The 19,002-nt window shown below is 47.3% G+C and carries 18 protein-coding genes; 7 read left to right on the forward strand and 11 right to left on the reverse strand.

Features of this window, described 5'->3' with window-relative positions; genetic code table 11:
• Positions 1-94 precede the first annotated feature (94 nt).
• Positions 95-1,114 (forward strand): NADP-dependent oxidoreductase, encoded by a 1,020-nt coding sequence (locus tag AC4BAP_RS07830; RefSeq protein WP_490582070.1) that lies wholly within the window; start codon positions 95-97, stop codon positions 1,112-1,114.
• A gap of 11 nt (positions 1,115-1,125) precedes the next feature.
• The gene (locus AC4BAP_RS07835; protein ID WP_490582071.1) at positions 1,126-2,283 is read left to right on the forward strand and encodes an iron-containing alcohol dehydrogenase; all 1,158 of its coding nucleotides are present in this window, start codon (positions 1,126-1,128) and stop codon (positions 2,281-2,283) included.
• A 58-nt stretch (positions 2,284-2,341) separates the two neighbouring features.
• Here the strand turns inward: AC4BAP_RS07835 and AC4BAP_RS07840 are convergent, their stop codons facing one another.
• Positions 2,342-2,944: a TetR/AcrR family transcriptional regulator gene (locus AC4BAP_RS07840; RefSeq protein WP_490582072.1), complete on the reverse strand. Its 603-nt coding sequence runs from the start codon at positions 2,942-2,944 to the stop codon at positions 2,342-2,344.
• A gap of 694 nt (positions 2,945-3,638) precedes the next feature.
• Here AC4BAP_RS07840 and AC4BAP_RS07845 point away from each other — a divergent pair.
• The gene (locus tag AC4BAP_RS07845; RefSeq protein ID WP_490582073.1) at positions 3,639-3,809 is read left to right on the forward strand and encodes a hypothetical protein; all 171 of its coding nucleotides are present in this window, start codon (positions 3,639-3,641) and stop codon (positions 3,807-3,809) included.
• A gap of 177 nt (positions 3,810-3,986) precedes the next feature.
• Here AC4BAP_RS07845 and AC4BAP_RS07850 read toward each other — a convergent pair whose 3' ends face one another.
• The gene (locus AC4BAP_RS07850; protein WP_490582074.1) at positions 3,987-4,223 is read right to left on the reverse strand and encodes a hypothetical protein; all 237 of its coding nucleotides are present in this window, start codon (positions 4,221-4,223) and stop codon (positions 3,987-3,989) included.
• Positions 4,224-4,292: 69 nt separating this feature from the next.
• Entirely contained in the window at positions 4,293-4,991 is a 699-nt protein-coding gene (locus AC4BAP_RS07855; protein ID WP_490582075.1) for a hypothetical protein, read from the reverse strand.
• Between the two features lie 153 nt (positions 4,992-5,144).
• Between AC4BAP_RS07855 and AC4BAP_RS07860 the strand changes: the two genes are divergently transcribed.
• From AC4BAP_RS07860 to AC4BAP_RS07870, 3 genes are all read left to right on the forward strand, one after another.
• The gene (locus AC4BAP_RS07860) at positions 5,145-5,822 is read left to right on the forward strand and encodes a hypothetical protein (protein WP_490582076.1); all 678 of its coding nucleotides are present in this window, start codon (positions 5,145-5,147) and stop codon (positions 5,820-5,822) included.
• Between the two features lie 44 nt (positions 5,823-5,866).
• Entirely contained in the window at positions 5,867-6,415 is a 549-nt protein-coding gene (locus tag AC4BAP_RS07865; protein WP_490582077.1) for a hypothetical protein, read from the forward strand.
• 185 nt (positions 6,416-6,600) lie between these two features.
• Positions 6,601-7,152, forward strand: coding sequence for an SRPBCC family protein (locus tag AC4BAP_RS07870; RefSeq protein ID WP_490582078.1), 552 nt, complete (start codon positions 6,601-6,603; stop codon positions 7,150-7,152).
• A gap of 80 nt (positions 7,153-7,232) precedes the next feature.
• Here the strand turns inward: AC4BAP_RS07870 and AC4BAP_RS07875 are convergent, their stop codons facing one another.
• Complete coding sequence (locus tag AC4BAP_RS07875; RefSeq protein ID WP_490582079.1) at positions 7,233-8,342, reverse strand: lysylphosphatidylglycerol synthase transmembrane domain-containing protein; 1,110 nt, start codon at positions 8,340-8,342, stop codon at positions 7,233-7,235.
• Positions 8,343-8,373: 31 nt separating this feature from the next.
• On the opposite strand from AC4BAP_RS07875, the gene AC4BAP_RS07880 reads away from it, so the two are divergent.
• On the forward strand, positions 8,374-8,559 hold the full coding sequence (locus AC4BAP_RS07880) for a hypothetical protein (RefSeq protein ID WP_490582080.1): 186 nt from the start codon (positions 8,374-8,376) through the stop codon (positions 8,557-8,559).
• A 49-nt stretch (positions 8,560-8,608) separates the two neighbouring features.
• Here the strand turns inward: AC4BAP_RS07880 and AC4BAP_RS07885 are convergent, their stop codons facing one another.
• The 7 genes from AC4BAP_RS07885 to AC4BAP_RS07915 all read right to left on the reverse strand — a co-directional run bounded on the left by AC4BAP_RS07885 (position 8,609) and on the right by AC4BAP_RS07915 (position 18,994).
• Positions 8,609-9,460 (reverse strand): hypothetical protein, encoded by an 852-nt coding sequence (locus tag AC4BAP_RS07885; RefSeq protein ID WP_490582081.1) that lies wholly within the window; start codon positions 9,458-9,460, stop codon positions 8,609-8,611.
• Between the two features lie 155 nt (positions 9,461-9,615).
• A complete protein-coding gene (dapA, locus tag AC4BAP_RS07890) occupies positions 9,616-10,485 on the reverse strand; it encodes a 4-hydroxy-tetrahydrodipicolinate synthase (protein WP_490582082.1) in 870 nt (289 codons plus the stop codon).
• Positions 10,486-11,077: 592 nt separating this feature from the next.
• A complete protein-coding gene (locus AC4BAP_RS07895) occupies positions 11,078-11,815 on the reverse strand; it encodes a LytR/AlgR family response regulator transcription factor (protein ID WP_490582083.1) in 738 nt (245 codons plus the stop codon).
• Positions 11,816-11,819: 4 nt separating this feature from the next.
• A complete protein-coding gene (locus AC4BAP_RS07900; protein ID WP_490582084.1) occupies positions 11,820-12,863 on the reverse strand; it encodes a sensor histidine kinase in 1,044 nt (347 codons plus the stop codon).
• A 430-nt stretch (positions 12,864-13,293) separates the two neighbouring features.
• The gene (gene ligA / locus AC4BAP_RS07905; protein WP_490582085.1) at positions 13,294-15,303 is read right to left on the reverse strand and encodes an NAD-dependent DNA ligase LigA; all 2,010 of its coding nucleotides are present in this window, start codon (positions 15,301-15,303) and stop codon (positions 13,294-13,296) included.
• Positions 15,304-15,444: 141 nt separating this feature from the next.
• On the reverse strand, positions 15,445-15,948 hold the full coding sequence (locus AC4BAP_RS07910; protein ID WP_490582086.1) for a DUF4920 domain-containing protein: 504 nt from the start codon (positions 15,946-15,948) through the stop codon (positions 15,445-15,447).
• 718 nt (positions 15,949-16,666) lie between these two features.
• Complete coding sequence (locus AC4BAP_RS07915; protein ID WP_490582087.1) at positions 16,667-18,994, reverse strand: patatin-like phospholipase family protein; 2,328 nt, start codon at positions 18,992-18,994, stop codon at positions 16,667-16,669.
• Positions 18,995-19,002 lie beyond the last annotated feature (8 nt).

Genomic DNA, 19,002 nt, shown 5'->3' on the forward strand with positions numbered 1-19,002 from the left:
TAAGCCCTTTTTGCTTTATTTCTGTGTGATCAGAAATTAGTATAACCCTGCGTCCCGTAATTGCATAAAACTATACTTAACCCATATTTATACTATGAAAGCAAAAAGAATTTTACTGCATAGCAGGCCACAAGGTATACCAGATGAGTCGAGCTTCGAGTTTGACGAGCATGAAGTAGCAGCACCTGAGGAAGGCCAGCTGTTACTTAAGTCTCTTTACATTTCTGTAGACCCCTACATGCGTGGTCGTATGAATGATTCCAAGTCTTATGTGCCACCTTATAAACTTAACGAACCTATAACCGGGGGCGTGGTGGCTGAAGTGATGGAAAGCCGACACCAAAAATACAAGAAAGGCGATGTGGTTATGGGCAACCTGCCCTGGCAGACCTACATCCTTTCTGATGGGACTGGGCTAACAAGTATAAATCCCGACCTTGCACCGCTTAGCTATCATTTGGGAGTTTTGGGAATGCCGGGTTTAACTGCCTACTGTGGTTTGTTGTTTATCGGTGAGCCCAGAGAGGGAGAGACGGTAGTTGTGTCGGGTGCAGCAGGGGCAGTAGGAACTGTAGTCGGGCAGATTGCAAAACAAAAAGGCTGCCGCGTTGTTGGCATTGCCGGAACCGATGAAAAGACAGCGTACCTGAAAAATGAATTAGGCTTTGAGGAAGCGATCAACTACAAGACAACTACTAATATAAGAGAAGCCCTGGAGAAAGCATGCCCTGATGGAGTTGATGTGTATTTCGACAACGTAGGAGGCAACATATCTGATGCGGTTTATACTTTGCTGAATAAATATGCACGCATCGTAATATGTGGACAGATAGCACTGTATAACAGCACCAGCCGCCCAACCGGGCCTAGAGTAGAACCCATACTTCTAACGAAGAGCTGCCTTATGAAAGGGTTTATCGTAAGCGACTATGCCGACCGTTTTGGAGAAGCCGCAAATGAACTGGTGGCTTTGCTGAAAGCGGGCAAGTTGCAATATGAGGAAAGTATAACTGAGGGCTTCGAAAATCTTCCGGGGGCTTTCCTGGGTTTGTTTAAAGGCGAGAATACTGGCAAGCAACTGGTTAAAGTAGCTGACAGGTCCGCTAAAGTATAAATTAAATAACTATGAACAATTTCACATTTCACAATCCGGTAAAAATTCTTTTTGGTAAAGGCCAGATAGCAGCCATTAAAACCGAAATACCGGAAGATGCGCGGGTAATGATTACTTATGGGGGAGGAAGTATAAAGGAGAACGGCGTATACCAGCAAGTGATTGATGCCCTCGGAAATCGATGTATCGTTGAGTTTAAGGGGATAGAGCCAAATCCGCATTATGAAACACTGATGCAGGCAGTGAGTCTGGCCAAAAGGCACAGGATCGATTTTATACTTGCCGTAGGTGGCGGCTCCGTAATTGACGGTGCAAAGTTTATAGTAGCCGCTTTGGAATATCAAGGCAATGATCCCTGGGACATCCTAGCTAAAAAGGAACCGGTAACCAAAGCTGTTCCGTTTGGCACTGTGCTTACCCTGCCGGCAACAGGCTCCGAGATGAACTCCGGTTCTGTAATTACAAGAGCCGAAACAAAGGAAAAACTGGCCTTCGGCAGTCCGTTTACATTTCCTAAGTTTTCGGTACTGGATCCGGAAACCACTTTTACGCTGCCATTGCGCCAGATAAGCAACGGTATCGTGGATGCCTTTACCCATGTGCTGGAGCAGTACCTGACGTACCCTGTAAACTCCCCGCTCCAGGACAGAATGGCCGAGTCTGTACTTCTCACGCTGAAAGAGGAGGGCCCGAAAGCCATGCAAAACCCACGCGATTACGACACCATGGCCAACTTTATGTGGTGCGCCACCATGGCTCTAAACGGCATTATCAGGGTAGGTGTGCCCACGGACTGGGCTACACACTACATAGCTCACGAGCTTACTGCCCTGCACGGTATTGACCATGCCCGTACCCTGGCTATTGTTTTGCCCTCCTTGTTGCGCTACAAGCAGGAAACAAAAAAGGCAAAGCTGCTGCAGTACGGAGAGCGTGTGTGGGGTATAAATGCCGGTACAGACGATGAACGCATAGAAGCAACCTTACAAGCCACCATTGCCTTCTTCGAGTCCCTGGATATCAAAACCACCTTAAAGGACTATGAGTTAGGGGAGGAATCGATTAGGGAGATAGTTGCGCGCTTTGAGAAAAGAGGCGTGAAGAACCTTGGAGAGCGTGCCGATATCCAGATAAAAGACGTGGAGGAAATTTTATTGATGAGCTTATAATAAACAAAAGGGACTATCCAAAAGTATGGATAGTCCCTTTTATACTTTCGAAGTATACTTAGTGGTCTTCGCCATTCAGGATGCCTTCGAAAATAATCTTTACCAGGCCGTCCAGCATAGCGTCAGGGGTATAAGGCAATTCATTTGCAAGCTGGCATGGTACCTCTTTTAAAAACGCAGGGTTCACAATGGTTTCCAGTGCGTTGGCATACAGCACCACGGCCAGCGGACGATTTATGTCCTGCCTGATGTAGCCAAGTTGTGCGCCTTCTTCCAGAAGCATGTTAAATCTTAAGTAGGCAGCATCTGTTTTATAATCCTGTACCAGCTTCCAACTCTTCGGGGAATTCAGTTTTATATCCTCTATAAACTCCGGGTTTATGCGCTGCAGCCTGTTGGCCACGAACTTGAAAATGCGGCTTGCCTTTTCCGGGAAAGAGACTGATGAGTCTTTGATGAGCTGCTCCACAGTATGTTGCATCTCAGCCTGGTAGGCTTTAATTACTTCCTGTACCAGTTCCTCCTTGCCCGTAAAATACTGGTAGAGTGTTTTTTTGCTCATGCCAGCCTCCCTGGCAATATCAGCCATGAGCACATTCAGGTAGCCTTTTTCAAAGAACAGGTTACCCGCGGTTGTTATAATTTTGTCTTTTGCATTCATAGCTTGTTCATTAAGCCCCTTTACACCACTGTGCAAGTATGGCCTCTCAAAAAGCTTGTGGTAGTACCGTGTGTTTTAAATTGATATTAAATTACTAATTATTTACCCGACAAAACAAGCCTAATAACGACAGCTAAGATGATTTGGCTGAAGATCAGGGGAATAATTTTATATTTTTATTTCTGATTTTGTATTTTTCGGGCATCAAAAATCTGATGGTGCATTAGGCTCCTGAGGGGCTGTATAAAAGTAAGATATATATTAAATAGTACATTATTTATATTATTGTATATAGTTTCTACTTTTTAAAAACGTATGTGCTGGGTATGAATAAGCTTTGAAATCCATAGTTTAGGCAGGCCCGGAACTAAAAGTTGAGTCGGAAAGAAACGGTTTAATGCGTTTAAATACATATATATGAAAATACATATATAAATTGTTGATAATTTGTTCAAAAATTGTTCGCTAAAAATTTGGCTATTTGTTAAGTGTAAGTTAAATTGCACTTATCGCTATCGCAAAAAGGATTAATTCAAGAGGAGTCCAAGGGTAGGTTTGATTCTGGAGTTGCGCTGGCATACTTATTGGTAGCTTTAACTAATAAAATAACTTTTAGCCGATGATTGACATCATTAACTTTGTAGCACTTTCAGGAATTTTCAATGTTCTGTTTTTTTGGTATGCCTCCACGAAAATGCGTTCGAAGCCTGATCCAATCAAAACCTTGATCGTTTCTTTTGTATTCTCTATTCCATTAAGCTTCCTGCTGATAGGGGTTTATACCACGATGCTGATCTATGCCGCCAAAACCGGCTCTAACGAAGATGCCATGTGGGAGTATATGGAACAGGAAGAGCTTCAATAATAGATAAGACCTTTTTTCATTTCTGGAAAAGTCACCTTTTAAGGTGACTTTCTTTTTATGGCCTTAGCCAAAGTATGGGGCATAGAAGATGAGGATGCGTGGGGCACTGCCTGTGCATAAACGAGCAAGGGGCACGAAACTTAATTCATGCCCCTTGCTCATTTTATATTTATACTTTTAGTGGCTTCCGGCGCTGCTGCCTATATCACTGCCACCATCCTGAATGTCGGCGCTGCCTCTGCTTCCGCTTTTCTGCGATGGCGCACCGCCAACTCTGCCTTTTTTCAAATCTTCGTTGTCTACTTTTTTCTGCTGACCTGTTGGGTTAATATTGGGTACTTTATTGCCCTTGTTCAGCGTTTCGTTTGTGTCCTCGTTTCTGAGTTTATCTTTATCGCTTTTGTTCTTGTCCATCTCTCTTAATTTATAGTTAAAATTATACTTGTTGAAATCATACTTCTGGGAAGAAGGCAGTACACCAGACTATCTTCTTCTCATACTGTCTCTGTCTGGTTCGGGGTGGCGGCTGGTATAATGGCCGTGGTAACTTTGGCGATGGCCGGTTAGTGGCTCATATCTTCTGTCCCAGTCCGGATCGTAAGTGGTGGTGCCATCGTAGCCATAACTCAGCGAGCCAGCCATGTTGCCGTAGTTTTCTCCTCCGCCTCTTCCGTAGTGGTCTGGTCCGTAGTTGCCGTCAAAAATGCTTCGGTCATGATCGCCTTCATCAATTCTGCTTCTCACGCTTCGGTGATGGCGGTCCTCATCACGGTGTCTGCCCCAGTCGCTGCTGTTGCTGGTTCTGTATGGGTGCGCATCATCGCGGTAGCGGCTGTCGGTGTTATAGTTGTCCGGGTCGTAGCCTCGGTCATGATGGCCACTCCTTATGCGCTCATGCCCATGCCTGTCGGTGTGGTGTCTGCCATGGCTATAATCCCGGTTATAATCCTGATTGTAGTTTCTGTTATAGTCACGGTTATAGTCCTGGTTATAATCGTTTCTGCCTCGGCCATGTCCCTGGTTTCTGTCCCAGTCCCAGGTGCTTACATTTCTATGGTCGCTGCTTATATCAAACCGGTAGGCGCCACGGTACATATCTTCATCCACAGGACGGTTCTCACCTCTGTAACGATTGTCGTGATCGCGGTTTCCGGTCCTGCTATACCAATCTTTTCCTTCCATTGTAATTCTATTTTACGGTTATCTTATTAATTATACTTTTTTAACGGGCGAAGAGCACTTGGGTTTAGGTGCAGATACAACACATTGTTAATCAAAGTATAACCTGAAGCCGTAATAAAGTATGTAATGAATGTAACACTAATCAAAAAAGCTATGAGAGACAATAGAAGAGCAGACCGAGAGGAAGAGCCAAGAAACAGAGATACGGAGCCACGTTGGTTGCATAGCCAGCAGCACGGGCAAAACTCGGACCGTGGCAACTATACCATAGACACACATTTTAACGCGGGATACGGCCGTAACGACTATGACCAGTTTGGCGATACATCTAGCTTTAATGAGATGAACCAGGCCAGACAAATGGCCCCTGAAGGACGCTTTGGACCGGGAGGATCCCGTTATACAGGCGAGGACTTCTCAGGCAGAAGGCGCAACGATGAGAACCCGTATGGCATGAGCTATATCCCGAGCGGAAGGTACAACTCTGGCAGGCACTACGATCCCCGCGCTGACTACAGTGACCGCGACTACGAGGACCTGAGAAGACAGGGAAATCCGCAGGGAGGCGGCAGCCGGATGGATGAACGCTTTGGCCACAGTGTGCGCACAGACCATGACCGCGACAACTGGGCCAGAGGCTCTGTGGGTGACTATGAATCGTACAGAAGGTATGAAATGGGTAACCGCAGCTACGACAATGACTATAGCGGCGGTTTTGCAGGCCGTGGCTATACAGAGGGCGCACCACACTACGGTGAGGGCAGCTACTACAGCGAACTGAGCCGATGGCAGCACGAGGCGCAGCAAAGGCCTAAGAGAAACAGAAGATAAAGTATAAGCAGAGGTGCTAACAATAGCACACTAACATTACAACCATGATAGACAATAGCAAAATGAACTATGGCAGGTATAGCCGTCAATATGAGCAAGGGCACACAGAACGGGGACCTTTCCATGGCAGAAGACATGCCTACTTAGGCGATACACAGCATGAACCGGGACACATTTACCGCAGGCAGCACAGCCGTGAGTACGGAAGGCAGGGCGGCAGCGTGGGCACCCGGGACGACCGCTACGATGAGATGTACGACATCAGCAACTATACGGCACAGCCACGCCACGAGGAGTATGGCTTGCCAAGAGGTGCAGAGAACGACCTGAACACGCTTGGCCGCTATCCGGGTGCAGGCGAGGGGCCTTATGCAAGGCAACAGCCTCAATACCGTTATAACATGGGGTATAACCCTAATTATGATAACCCGCAGGAAGGGGACATGTACCGCGATTTTGACAGCAGGGGCAACCATGGCTACCGACACGACGCCTCCTACGGTTACGCAGACAACATGCTGGATTACGAGGAGGAGAACAGGTTATCCGATAAAGTAGGGAACAGGATATATGGCCACTTCTGGCGAATGTAAGCAGGGCATGTATACTTTCTGTAACTTGAACGTATACTTAGCAGTACATTAGTATTAAATTTCCATCTGATGAAAGGCCGTGGCGCAAGCTGCGGCTTTTTTTATGTCTTAACACAGCTTGTATTTGTATTAAACAATTACTATGTTTAATGCCTCTACTTAACAAAACTAACCGAATCTAATCTATGCAAGTTCTAAAGAAAATCGGGTTCAGCCTGCTGGCACTGGTGGCTGTCCTGGCTTTTATTTCGTTGTTTCTGCCCTCCAAAGTTAAGGTAACGCGTACTGCCGTTTACAAAGCGCCGGTAGCCACCGTGTTTGAGCAGGTAAATTTGCTGCAGAACTGGGAGAAATGGTCGCCGTGGCACAACATAGACCCCAGAATGCTCCTTTCCTATGAAGGGCCGGATGCAGGCAAGGGCGCCAGGTACAACTGGTTCAGCGATCACCCGGATGTGGGTAACGGTTCCCTGACAATCATCGAAAGCGCCGAAAACACCCGGATTGATACCAGAATGCAGTTTGAAGGCGAGAACGACGGCTTAAGCTACTATCTTTTTGAAGAGACACCAGAGGGTACAAAACTTACCTGGACCATGGAGGCAGACATGGGGCTAAACCCAATTGGGAAGTATGTTGGCCTGATGCTGGACGATATGGTAGGACCTGACTTTGAAAAAGGACTTGAGAACCTAAGAAAAGTTGTGGAGCAGCAAACGACGGCTGTAGCTAGATAGGCTGCACATTTTCAGAAAACAGTAAAAGCCACCTGCACAAGGTGGCTTTTACTGTTTTGGATTAATACCAGTATGCCAGCTTAAGCCGCAGGCAAGACAGGCTGTGTGTTACCTACCGGCTTGTCTCCCTCGACTCCTACGTCTGATCTGTTGTTCGTGATCAGTTTACTGGCTGCCCATTCAGGAAAGATGAGGGCACCGGCTATGAGGTATACATAATAAGTTAAGATGCGGTACAGCAATACTACAACAGTGGTGAAGCCACCCAGAAACGCTCCGAAGAATGCAGGGAACGATATTTCAGCTATGCCTGCCCCACCCGGCGTTACGGAGAGAAACAGCACGATCTTATAAACCAGGTTACGGGAAAACACCAGCATATGGTCATACAGGCTGAGGTGGGTAAAGGCGGCTATCAGGCAACCAATTATAGCATAACGTGCCGTCCAGACGAAGATAGTTGAGATGCTGGCATGAATCCAATAGGCACTGCTTTTGGTATGCAAATGCTTAGAGGCGATCAGCAGTTCGTTGGCATGCTGAAATAGAGGCGTTCTCCAGCGCCTGAAAGGCTTTAGCTGGCCAAGCCTCAGCAACATCCTCTTCACACCCTTAGGATTGATAAAAAGGGCATAGAACATGGTGCTGGCATAGCCGGCGATCATCAGGTAACTGGCAAAAAAGGCGATGGCTATACTTTCGCGCAGGGTCTGGTTTAGGCCGGCCATTTCGGGCAGCACCTGCCCACCTGTAAACAAGAGTATCAGCGGAAAGGCAACCACAAAGTATAGATTATCGAGCATCGCCGTTACCATAACCTGTGCCACGGCTTTACCAAGGGCGATCTTTTCCTTAAAGAGTATGTATACCGCTATCGTGGACCCGCCTACCACGGAGGGCAGGGCGCAGGAGGCAAATTCCCAGATCATGATCACTTTAAAGCTCTGTTTCCAGCTTAGTGCTTTGTCGGTGATAAACCGGATACGGTACATGTAGCCTAAATCGCGCACCACCAGCACCAGCACGGTGATAAGCAACCAGAAAATGCTTGCGCTAAAAAGGGTTTGGAGGTGTGCCGGCTCATAGTTCTTGTAAAGCATAAGAGCAATTACACTGAGCCCCAGCAGTACCGGTAGCAGAATGCGTGGCGCTGCAAAATGTTTTGTGAAATCAGGTTGGGTGATGGCCATAAAATATTTCCTTCAAATTCCGGACCACCAAATGGAAAACCGGCGTTGCCCTTACCTGCCATTTAAGCGATTTGCTCAGGTTGCAGAGAAGCGGCCAGGCCAAAAGTTAACCAATTATAGTGGCGGCTGCCTTGTAAATGCCATAAAGTATACTTTAGTGCATTACCCTGGCAACTATTTGGTGAAGGTGCTGTTTCAGGCGCTGAAAGGAAAATAGGTAATGTGGGGTGCTGAGCGCGGCCCGGAAGTATAAGCACAGTCTGGCTCTAGCAGCCGATGGTCTCGAACACAGCCACTTTCTTATAAAGCTTGCCTTTTACTGCCTTTGAGGACAGGTAGAGGGCTATTTTTGAAACATTGTAATGGTTAGACACATCCAACAGGAGATCAGGGATACCGTCGCGGTCCAGGTCGCCGGCCCAAAGCAGCATGTAGATCGAATCGTCGAAGTACTTATCTTCTGCGAGTAGCTGCTCTATCTTTTTCCCTTTTTTTACCCCGGATACTTTCCAGCCATAGTTCTGATAGCGGTATTCCGCGTTATGCTGCTGGGTGCTGTCGCCGTAGGCATTTATCTGGTAGCTTTTACCTTTAAAAGTATAGGTAAGGGATTTGTTGGCGGGGAGTATGCTTTTGTCAAAGGCCGCAGTGTCCAGTTGGCCAGCCTTAAAATTTGAAAGGCCGGTAATCAGGAACACAGTGCTGGAATCCAGGCTGACCACCTCCCTGCCTGATATCATTTTTTTACCGTTAACGGCTTTGTCAGAATCAAACACAGGATCGTAGACGGTGTTTACGTTTATTTGTGCAGGACGCAGGATGTAGCGGCCCCCTTCGTAGGAAACCGACAACCAGTTTTTATTCTCGGCATGTTGCCATACTTCGCTTTTATGAAAGCTGCCTTCAAGCAATAGCTTGAGCGGAGTGTCGGGTTCAGCAGACAGGTTAAGGGTATCGGTTTCGTAAGTTACGTAAGCTTCGGCTTCTTTTTCGGAAGGGATCTCATCCTCTGCAATGCTTACCGCATGGTCAGTGGGAGGGAGGGTAACCACATTTTCGGCAGCACGTCCGCAACCAACAAAAAGTATGGCCAGTGGAAATAACAGAAGTTTACGCATACGGTAGTTTTGGCAGAACTTAAGTTAGTGAAAAGCTTGAAAGAGAATCAATTTATACTTTGCCGATAAAGTATAAAACCGGGGATAAGTTCAACTTAAGTGTAAAAAAGAACCGGCAAGACAGGAAATGCCCGCCTTGCCGGTTTATGGGACTATCACAGAAGCTTGTAAATTCTGTCTTTCAGTCCGGCAGATGCCTCTACCAGTGGTAGCCTTACCTGGGCACTGCACACCCCGAAACGCTCCAGCACTGCCTTCACGCCAACTGGGTTGCCCTCTTCATACATCAGTGGGTTAATGTCCACGAAGTCGTTCATAAGTGCGGCTGCTTCCTTAAAGTTATGCTCCAGGGCAAGCTCAATCATCTTTGAGAACTTCTCCGGAAATGCATTGGCCAATACCGATATCACGCCCTCTGCGCCAAACGCGGCCATCGGTACTGTTAAAAGGTCGTCGCCGCTTATCAGCATGAAATCGGAAGGCTTGTGCTTGGCAATGGCCATGCACTGCTCAAGGTTGCCCGATGCCTCCTTCACGCCAATGATATTCTCGTGCAGGGCAAGGCGTAAAGTTGTATCTGCTGTTACGTTGCTGCCTGTGCGGCCAGGCACGTTGTAAAGTATAACCGGAACCGGGGAGGCATTGGCGATCTGGGTATAGTGCTGGAAAATGCCCTGCTGAGACGGTTTATTATAGTATGGGCTCACCGAAAGTATGGCGCTGATACCGTCCAGGTCTGTGGTTTGCAGCAGCTCCAGTACATGCTGTGTGTTATTGCCCCCGATGCCATACACCAGCGGAATGCGGCCATTAACGTGCTTTTTAATAGTGCGCAGAATCTCAGCTTTTTCCTGTGTGGTTGTGGTTACCGACTCTGCAGTTGTGCCGTTTACCACAATATAGTTTACCCCACCGTCCAACACGAAATCAAGCAGTTTCGAAAGCGCGTCGTAATCAACGGTTAAATCATCTTTGAAAGGCGTTACAAGTGCTACGCCGGTTCCTCTTAATTTTTCTTGAATCATACTTTTTATCTGAACTGTAAAGTTCTGTCTATGTATTCGTTTCTGCAAGTACCAGGCAGTGATATTTATACTTTATAACTCAAGTTGCGAGATACAACAACTGTTTGTTTACTGTAATGTGAAACCCACCCCTAACCCCTCCGGGGAGCAGGGTCGTTTCATTCTAAATATTTGCTGGCGCGGATCTGTGATCCGTGACTTGTTATACCGTTGGATTTGCGATCCAACTGGGCCAGCCTGTCCCGGGCGCAGTCACGGGAAGGCCCAGCTATAGCCCGACTCGAGCGAGGACGCTCGCGCCATGACCTTGAAATTTGTAGAATGAAACGACCTTGCTCCTGGGAGGGGTTAGGGGTGTGTAAATACATTTTTGGAATAAGAGTCTCGCAACATAAGTTTTATACTACTACAGTTTATCCTGTACTCAGGAAAAGCTACTCTTTCAGTTTGGGAAGTCACAAAGAGCCTTTAATCAACATTACTTCAATAGCCCCCTTAACACTTTACCGCTCCACCTCCCAAACTCTATACCTCCTAAACTCTATACCTCCAAAACTCTCAAACTCCAAAACTCTCAAACTCTCAAACTCTTCTACTGGATGTTGTTTTCCTCCACCCACTTCAGGAACTGCTCTTTGTATACTTCACCGATCGGGATTTCCTTGTTTCCGATCTTAATGCGGCTCTTCTCGATACTGTCTATCTTGGACAGGGCTACGATAAAGGAACGGTGCACGCGCAGAAACTTGGACTCAGGCAATTTTTCCATCATCTTGTTCATAGAGAGCAGCGTAATGATCTTCTGGTCCTTTGTCTGTATGATGATGTAATCTTTCAATCCCTCGATCCAAAGTATATCCCTGAAATCGACGCGGATGGTTTTGTAATCGGCTTTTACGAACATAAAATCCTGTTCCAACTGCGCGGAACCCTGCTGGTTGCCTGCTCCATTGTCGGTGGCTTTGGTTTTGTGCTGTAAACGCTCCTGTGCTTTCGTTACTGCCTTCAAAAACCTGTCGAAGGGGATGGGCTTGAGCAGGTAATCTACGGCATCCTGGTTAAAGCCCTCGAGTGCGTAATGCGGATAAGCCGTGGTAAAGATGATCAGAGGCTGGTGTTTCAGGATGTTCAGAAACTGTATGCCCGTCAGCTCCGGCATCTCGATATCCAGAAACATAAGGTCTACCTGCTCTTCCTGCAGCACCTGCATGGCTTCTGTTGCGCTGGAGCATGTTTTTACCAACTGCAGAAAAGGCAACTTGCTTATATAACTCTCTATTATGTCCAGGGCCAGGGGCTCGTCGTCAACGGCGATGCAGCGTATCGTCATAGTTTTAGCTTTTTGGTTTGAAGTATAGTTTAAGGGTTGCGTAAAAGGTACCGTCTTTTTCCTCAAAGGTAAGCTTATGACGGCCGCTGTAAAGCAGGTTAAGTCTTCGTTTTAGGTTTTCGAGACCAATGCCACCGAATTCCCGCTTTTTATGGGTACTTGTGTTGTTAACCGTGCTGAATACGATCCTGTCCTTTTCAACAACAAGTTTCAGGATGATGCCGATCTCGTTTTTACTTACCAGGCCGTGCTTAAAGGCATTTTCCACGAGCGTCATCAGTAACATGGGCGCTATCTGTATACCTGCCAACTCACCCTCAATAAAGAACTTTATACTTGTTTGCTCGCGTAGCCTGAGTTTCTGGAGGTCGATAAAATTTTTGATGTGATCTACTTCCTTGTCCAGGCTTACCATGGCATCGTTGCTTTCATACAGCATGTAGCGCATCAGCAACGACAATTTCATAATGGCATCCGGCGTGTCCGGCGACTGCTTGTAGGCAAGCGAATAAATGTTGTTGAGCGTATTAAACAGGAAGTGCGGATTTACCTGCGATTTCAGATAGGCCAGCTCTGCGGCCAGTTTCTGCGTTTCCAGCTCTTTGTTCAGCCTTTCGTTCCTGATGTAGTTGCCTGTAACCTTTAAGGCCGAACTGATAAACACCACCACCAGGCCACTAATCATGTACTGCGCCATGCGTTCCGTGTTGTACAACGAGGCCATACTGGTGTTATACTTCCGGAAAATGTAGTAATCTATCGGTGCCTGTATCAGCGCCAGCAAAAACAAGGTGGCCACCACAGAGGCAAGGTACAGCAGGATTTTGTTCCGGGCCAGGAACTTGGAGATGAGCACGTACCAGTTAAAGTAGAAGATAGCCACCGGAAACAACAGCCCCACAAACAGGTCCATGGCTTTGCCAAGCGTAATGGTTTGCTTGGAGGATGCCAGGTAAAAGATCCAGATCCCAAAAACCACCCATGCAGCCACATGTATAGCCACAGTGTATCGTTTTTTAAGGGATAAAACCGGAATAGGAATGGACATGCTGCTCACTGGCACATTGTTAAATTACATCGCTGGCAAACCACATTGCTGCCGCTTTCTCAGTTAAAGATAAACAAAGTATCAGATTTATTAAATCCTGTGGATCCACGGAATGCCATTTTAGGAGTTGGGCTGCTTTTTTTGCGGCTCCGGATAAAGTATAAAGTCATCGTAATGGCAGCTTCGTCTATACTTTGGAGGGGTTGGTATAGTTTATTTTTTTTACCTGTTTATTATGATTGATTTGTAGAAGCGAACTGCAAAATGTTTAGCTGTAACGTTGCCATTCCAGGGTAACCTGCTGCAGTGGCACGATTCCATTGTGAATTTATGTTTGTTTGTTTAAGATGAGTTACGCCAGGCTGTGTTACAGCCTGGCGTCTTCTTTTAAGCCCGTAAATGGAGTACAGGTTATCTTTGTAAGTATACTTTAGTTGATCATCTGTAAAAACTCATCCTCAGACAGAATGCGGATCCCCAGCTTAGTTGCCTTTTCGAGTTTAGCAGGTCCCATTTTTTCGCCGGCCACCAGGTAGTTAAGCTTGGCCGATATGGACGAAACCACCTTACCGCCATGGCTTGCAATCAGTTGCTGCAGTTCGTCGCGGCTGATGCTCTCAAAAACACCTGAGATAACGAATGTTTGACCAACCAGTTTGTCGCTTTCTATTTCAACGGCAGTTGTGTCCGCTTTAAATTTCAGCCCGGCTACCTGCAAACGCTCTACCAACTCTACATGTGCCGGGTCCTGGAAATACTCAAGTATAGAATTGGCGATGCGATCCCCGATCTCGTTAATGGAAACCAGGTCCTCATAAGAGGCGCCGCGTAGGGCCACGATATCCGGTAAATGCTCGGCAAGCTTTTTGGCAACCGTGCTGCCTACAAAACGAATGCCCAGTGCAAACAGCACCCGGTCATAAGCCACTTCCTTCGATTTTTCAAGGCTCTTAATTATGTTTCCAGCTGATTTCTCACCCATACGCTCAAGCCCTACCAGCTGCTCCAGTGTCAGGTCGTATAAGTCGGCTGCATTGCGCACGTAGCCTGCATTGTATAGCTGCTCAATCGTTTTAGGACCAAGTTCATCAACGTTCATGGCTTTCCGGCTGATGAAGTGCTCCAGTTTGGCCTGTATCTGCGGGGCACAGCCTTTCTCGTTCGGGCAGTAATAATTCGCCTCGCCCTCGCTTCTTACCAACTCGGTGCCACAGGCAGGGCAGTGGGTCGGGTAAAGTATAGGCTGGCTGTCTGCAGGGCGTTTACTAAAGTCTACCTCTGTTATCTTAGGTATGATCTCACCACCTTTCTCCACAAAAACAGTGTCTCCGATGCGCAGGTCAAGGCGTTGTATCTCGTTGGCATTGTGCACGGATGCTCTCTTAACCACAGTGCCGGCCAGCAACACTGGCTCCAGCAATGCCACAGGGGTTACGGCCCCGGTACGGCCCACCTGGTACTGTATGCCCAAAAGTTTGGTGGCCGAGCTCATGGCAGGATATTTATAGGCAATGGCCCAGCGCGGACTTTTTGCCGTAAAGCCCAGTTCGTCCTGCAGGTGGTAGCTATTTACCTTTATTACAACCCCATCGGTGGCAATCGGCAGCTCAAAGCGGCGCTTCTCCCATTCGTGTATGTAGGTAAGCACCTCATCAATATCTGCGCATTTGCGCCAGGTATCCGATACTTTGAATCCCCATTTCTGGATAGCCTGCAAGCTTTCGGAGTGGGTCTGGTAGGGGCTATTGTCGCAGTGGAAACTATAAGAGAAACAACCCAGCTTTCGGTTAGCCACTACAGAGGAGTCTTGCTGCTTCAGGGTGCCGGAGGCGGCGTTGCGCGGGTTTGCCAGCAGCTGCTCACCTGCTTCCTCACGTTCAGCGTTCAGCTCTTCAAAAACCTGCAAAGGCATAAAAACCTCACCCCGTACTTCAAACAGGGCTGGGTAGTCGTTGCCATGCACCTGCAACGGAATATCGCGGATGGTACGCACATTGGCCGAAATATCATCACCGCGGGTTCCGTCGCCGCGTGTGGCACCCTGTACAAACTGCCCGTTCTCGTAGGTAAGACTGATCGCCACACCGTCAAACTTCTGCTCACAAACATACTCCACGGTATCGCCAACCACTTTTTTCACCCTTTTGTCAAACTCACGCAGGTCTTCCTCAGAGTAAGTGTTGCTCAGCGAGAGCATCGGGTAGCGGTGGTGCACTGTCTTAAAGCTTTTGGTAACGGTGCCGCCAACACGCTGCGTAGGGGAGTTTGGGTCGCGCAGGTCCGGGTGCTTTTCTTCCAGGTCGTGCAAACGTTTCAGCATGGCATCAAACTCAAAGTCCGAAACCTCCGATACGCTGTTCTGGTAATACTGGTAGTTTAAGTAGTTAATTCGGTGTGTAAGCTCTTTTATTTCCTGAGCAGGGTCTTTCTCTAGGGCCATGGTAAGTATGGTTTATACTTTGGTAAAAATAGGAAAGAGATTTTTAAATTTCAGGCTTGATTTTTTACCTTCTGTAAGTATAGCGCATAAAAAACAGGCCCCCGTACAGGAGCCTGTTTCAGTAGAAGTATAAAAAACGAGTTACTTCAGGATAACCCCATCCGCCACAAAGCGAAGTTCTTCCTTTGGCTGTGTGATGGCGGCCACTTCTTCTTTTGTCTTGCCGGCATCCTGCGCGTAGTGCCGCTGGTTGTCCACAGAGATCACCTCACGTTTGGCTGTTCCGGTAAATACAACCGTACGTCCCTTCAGGTCTTCCACAGGCAGAAAGAAGCCGTAATCCCGGAAGGTCACTTTCATGGTGCTGTTGTCGTTTAACTTCACATCCATCCAGCACCCCTTGGACTGGCAGCTTTCCACGATCTCGGCGGTAACAACTGCTTCGGTTGAGTCTTTGCCTTGCACCAGCGATTGCAGTTGCGCAGCACTGATAACCTTGTCTTCAGTAAATGCGCTGCCATAGGTGTTGCCGGTAGTGGTTTCTTCTGCAACAGTAGCAGGGGAGGAAGCGTCTTCCGTAGGTTTAGCCTGGTTACAGGAAACAATGACCGCACCCACAAACAAGCTTAAAATAACTTTCTTCATGATGTTGATTTGCCTTTAAAGTATAGCTAAAGGTACACATAAGTTTAATCCGAAGTATAGCTCGCTGTAAAAATTTTGATTTTGATCAGGCTGGTGGAAAATTCGAGTTACACATCAGACTTTTTATTATAGTACAACTTTGTATGATGTATTGTAATGCGTTGGGTGAAAGTTGTTTATGTGATGGAATGGTGGTTGTGCTTTCCGGTGAAGTATCATCTGCTTTAGCCTTGTTTCTGAATGCTAACCCACGCTAGCCCTCAATACCGTTACCTTCAGGCAAAGCTGCTGTTCCGGGCCTTGCCGAGGAATCTGATACACTATTTCACCGATGTTCTCCTGTGGATTTATCAGAGTTGGGCCAGCCCGATACTACTCTTGTACTAAGTATGCTCTAAAGGATAGTTTTGTTTTCAGACATGGAAGGGGAGTACATACTTAGATCTTGCTCAGCCATGGCGCTTTATGGCCAGCATAGGCTCAGAGGTAGAAAATTGTAAGAATACCGATTTTAAAAGAGCGATTTGTGTAAATTATACTTGATAAATGGATGCAACGGGTGGTTTATACAGAATATACACAGGTGTGTAAGAAGTAAACACAGCAGTATCCCTTAAAGGCTAGTTTTAAGCTTAATAAAAGTATAAATCGCTTTAAATCAAATGGTAAGTATAGTAACATTAAAGTGTGAGTTCAGTATTTGTTTTTGGTGTTGTTCTTAGTCCAGGGCCCTGTTTTGGAAGATGATATAACCGACATGGAACAGCAGTCCCCACTCTTTTACTGCCTTGCCATAGTAGTTCAGGCTAACCGCCACCGGACCAATTATACTATGATACACCATACTTGTACTGCCTATAAGTGAAGTGCCATGCAGTAGTTCTCCGTAGTATGCCTGCTGCTCCCTGCTTTGCAGGATGGGTTTGTAAGGTTGGTATACATATCCCTCCAACCGGCCCTCAAGGCGTTGACTAAACTGGTAAATATACTTTATGCCCCCAGCCAGGTATTGGTGGTTGCGGTACCTGTCGAGGAAGAGTGTTTTACTGTCTGGTAAGGGAGTGAAGGCCGGGGCCGATGTGAGTGTAGAGCGGTAATTCAGAAAGAAAGGCTGGTCAGAGGCTACTGCCTCCAGTAAGTAACCGAACCGATGCTTCTGTTCACCAAAATAGCGTTCATAAGTGGCTTTGATCTTAAACCACTCCTGGTTACTTCGCTGTTTGCCCTCCATAGTACTGGTAGATCCGGGCCTTAAGGTTTCTTTACCTGAAAAATAACTGGCGCTTGCGGTAAACATGCTGCCACTGGAGGCAAACTGTTTCCGGTTCAGGTGCCCTCGTTTAAAGGTAAGCCCTGTTGTAAAGGCATTAAAGTTTGTCCGGTCCAGTGTGTCGGTGCTTAGTATATCAAGTCGGTTACTGTAGCGGTCTATGGTCTGCACGTAGCCTGCGTGCAAAACCAGCTTTCCTTTGTAGGTATTGGTAAACCCCATGCTGATGTTATAGTTCCTGTCTGACTGCTCAATAAATGGAAGCTTGTCACGGTCCAGGAGAAAGCCTTTAGTAGATAGATAGCTCCAGTTATTGTACACAAATGATGGCTCTATATAGTATGGGAAGCGGGCCGGCACGTCTATCCGGATGCGGGCTTTGGCTGCCTGGTAAAACCTGCCGGTGTTAAAGCTGGTCGAAAAAGTATAAAGTTTCCTGCGGAGCAAGCTATAGTCCAGGCCGGCGTAAATATTGTCTATAGGGCGTGAGGCCAATACGCCGCCTACTGATAAAAGCAACGCGTCGTCGTGCTCCATATCCAGGTTAAACTCATAGTTTCTGGTGGTGTCGATGTAGTTGATGCTAGGGTAGATGCTTCGGAAACTCTCGATTGCTGAAAGTCTGAAATACCCTTTTTTTATTTCCTGCATGGTATACACACCATTATCTTTTCGGAAGAAATTTCGCACATAATTACTTTGTGCATCACTTAAGCCGGATACCGTTATGTCGTTAAATGTGAGTGCAGTAAAGTCTTTCCTGAATGCCTCGCGTTTGGCCGAAATCTGCTCTGGTGTAACGCGCCTGCCGATCTTGCTTTTGATCTCTTCTATCTTTTCGAGGGCGGCATTATACCCGGCGTTAAAAAGAAATTTCACCTCGTTAAAATCAAGCGAGGTCAGGTTGCCGGTGTTGGGTTGCAGGTACACGTCCAGGGGGCCAAGGGCAGTGGAGTCGCTGTTGGAGAGCATCGCGTAGTACAGGGTCTGGGGCAGGTCAAACTCATCTTTTCCATAGGGGTATTCCTTGTACGTCTTCGGTGACACGTTCACCCCGATCACCACGTCTGGCTGAAACTCACTCCGGGCTACGTTTACCGGGAAATTGTTATACAAGCCTCCATCGTATAGCAGGCGTCCCTCCACCCGGATAGGCCGGAACACCAAGGGCACCGTCATGGTGGCCCTCACGGCATCTGCCAATTGCCCTTTGCTGAGTATGACCTGTTGCTGCGTGTAAATATCAGAGGCCATACTTCTGAACGGCACCATCAGGTTATTGAAGTCATACTTTGCTTTGGCGGAAGGCTGCGCCAGGAGCTGGGCAAATGCAAAGTTCAGCGAGGCCCCGTTAGCCAGGCTGGAGTTAAGGTGCATCTGGAAGGTAGAATCCAGGGAAAGGTTCATGTGCAGAAAGGAGGGGCTTATATCGGGAGAGGCGTAGTTGAAAGTATAGCTTTCCTCGGTGCGACCACGCGCCCAGTCCTGGAATTCTTTGGTGTTGAAGAGGTACTCGATCTCGGTGGGTGAATAGCCGGCAGCATACAGCCCGCTGACCACGCCACCCATGGAGGTGCCTATTACATAGTCAACAGGAATGTTGTGTTCTTCCAGGGCTTTTAACACGCCTACATGCGCAATGCCCTTGGCCCCGCCGCCACTAAATACCAGCGCTACCCTTTGCGCCATAACATTTGTTGTACATGCCCATAGCAGCAATACCAAAAGCGCCTTTGGCCACTTGGTTATAAAGGGTGTAAGCAGACTAGGTAGCATGTATGTTG

The organism is Pontibacter sp. GD7, from assembly GCF_058216375.1.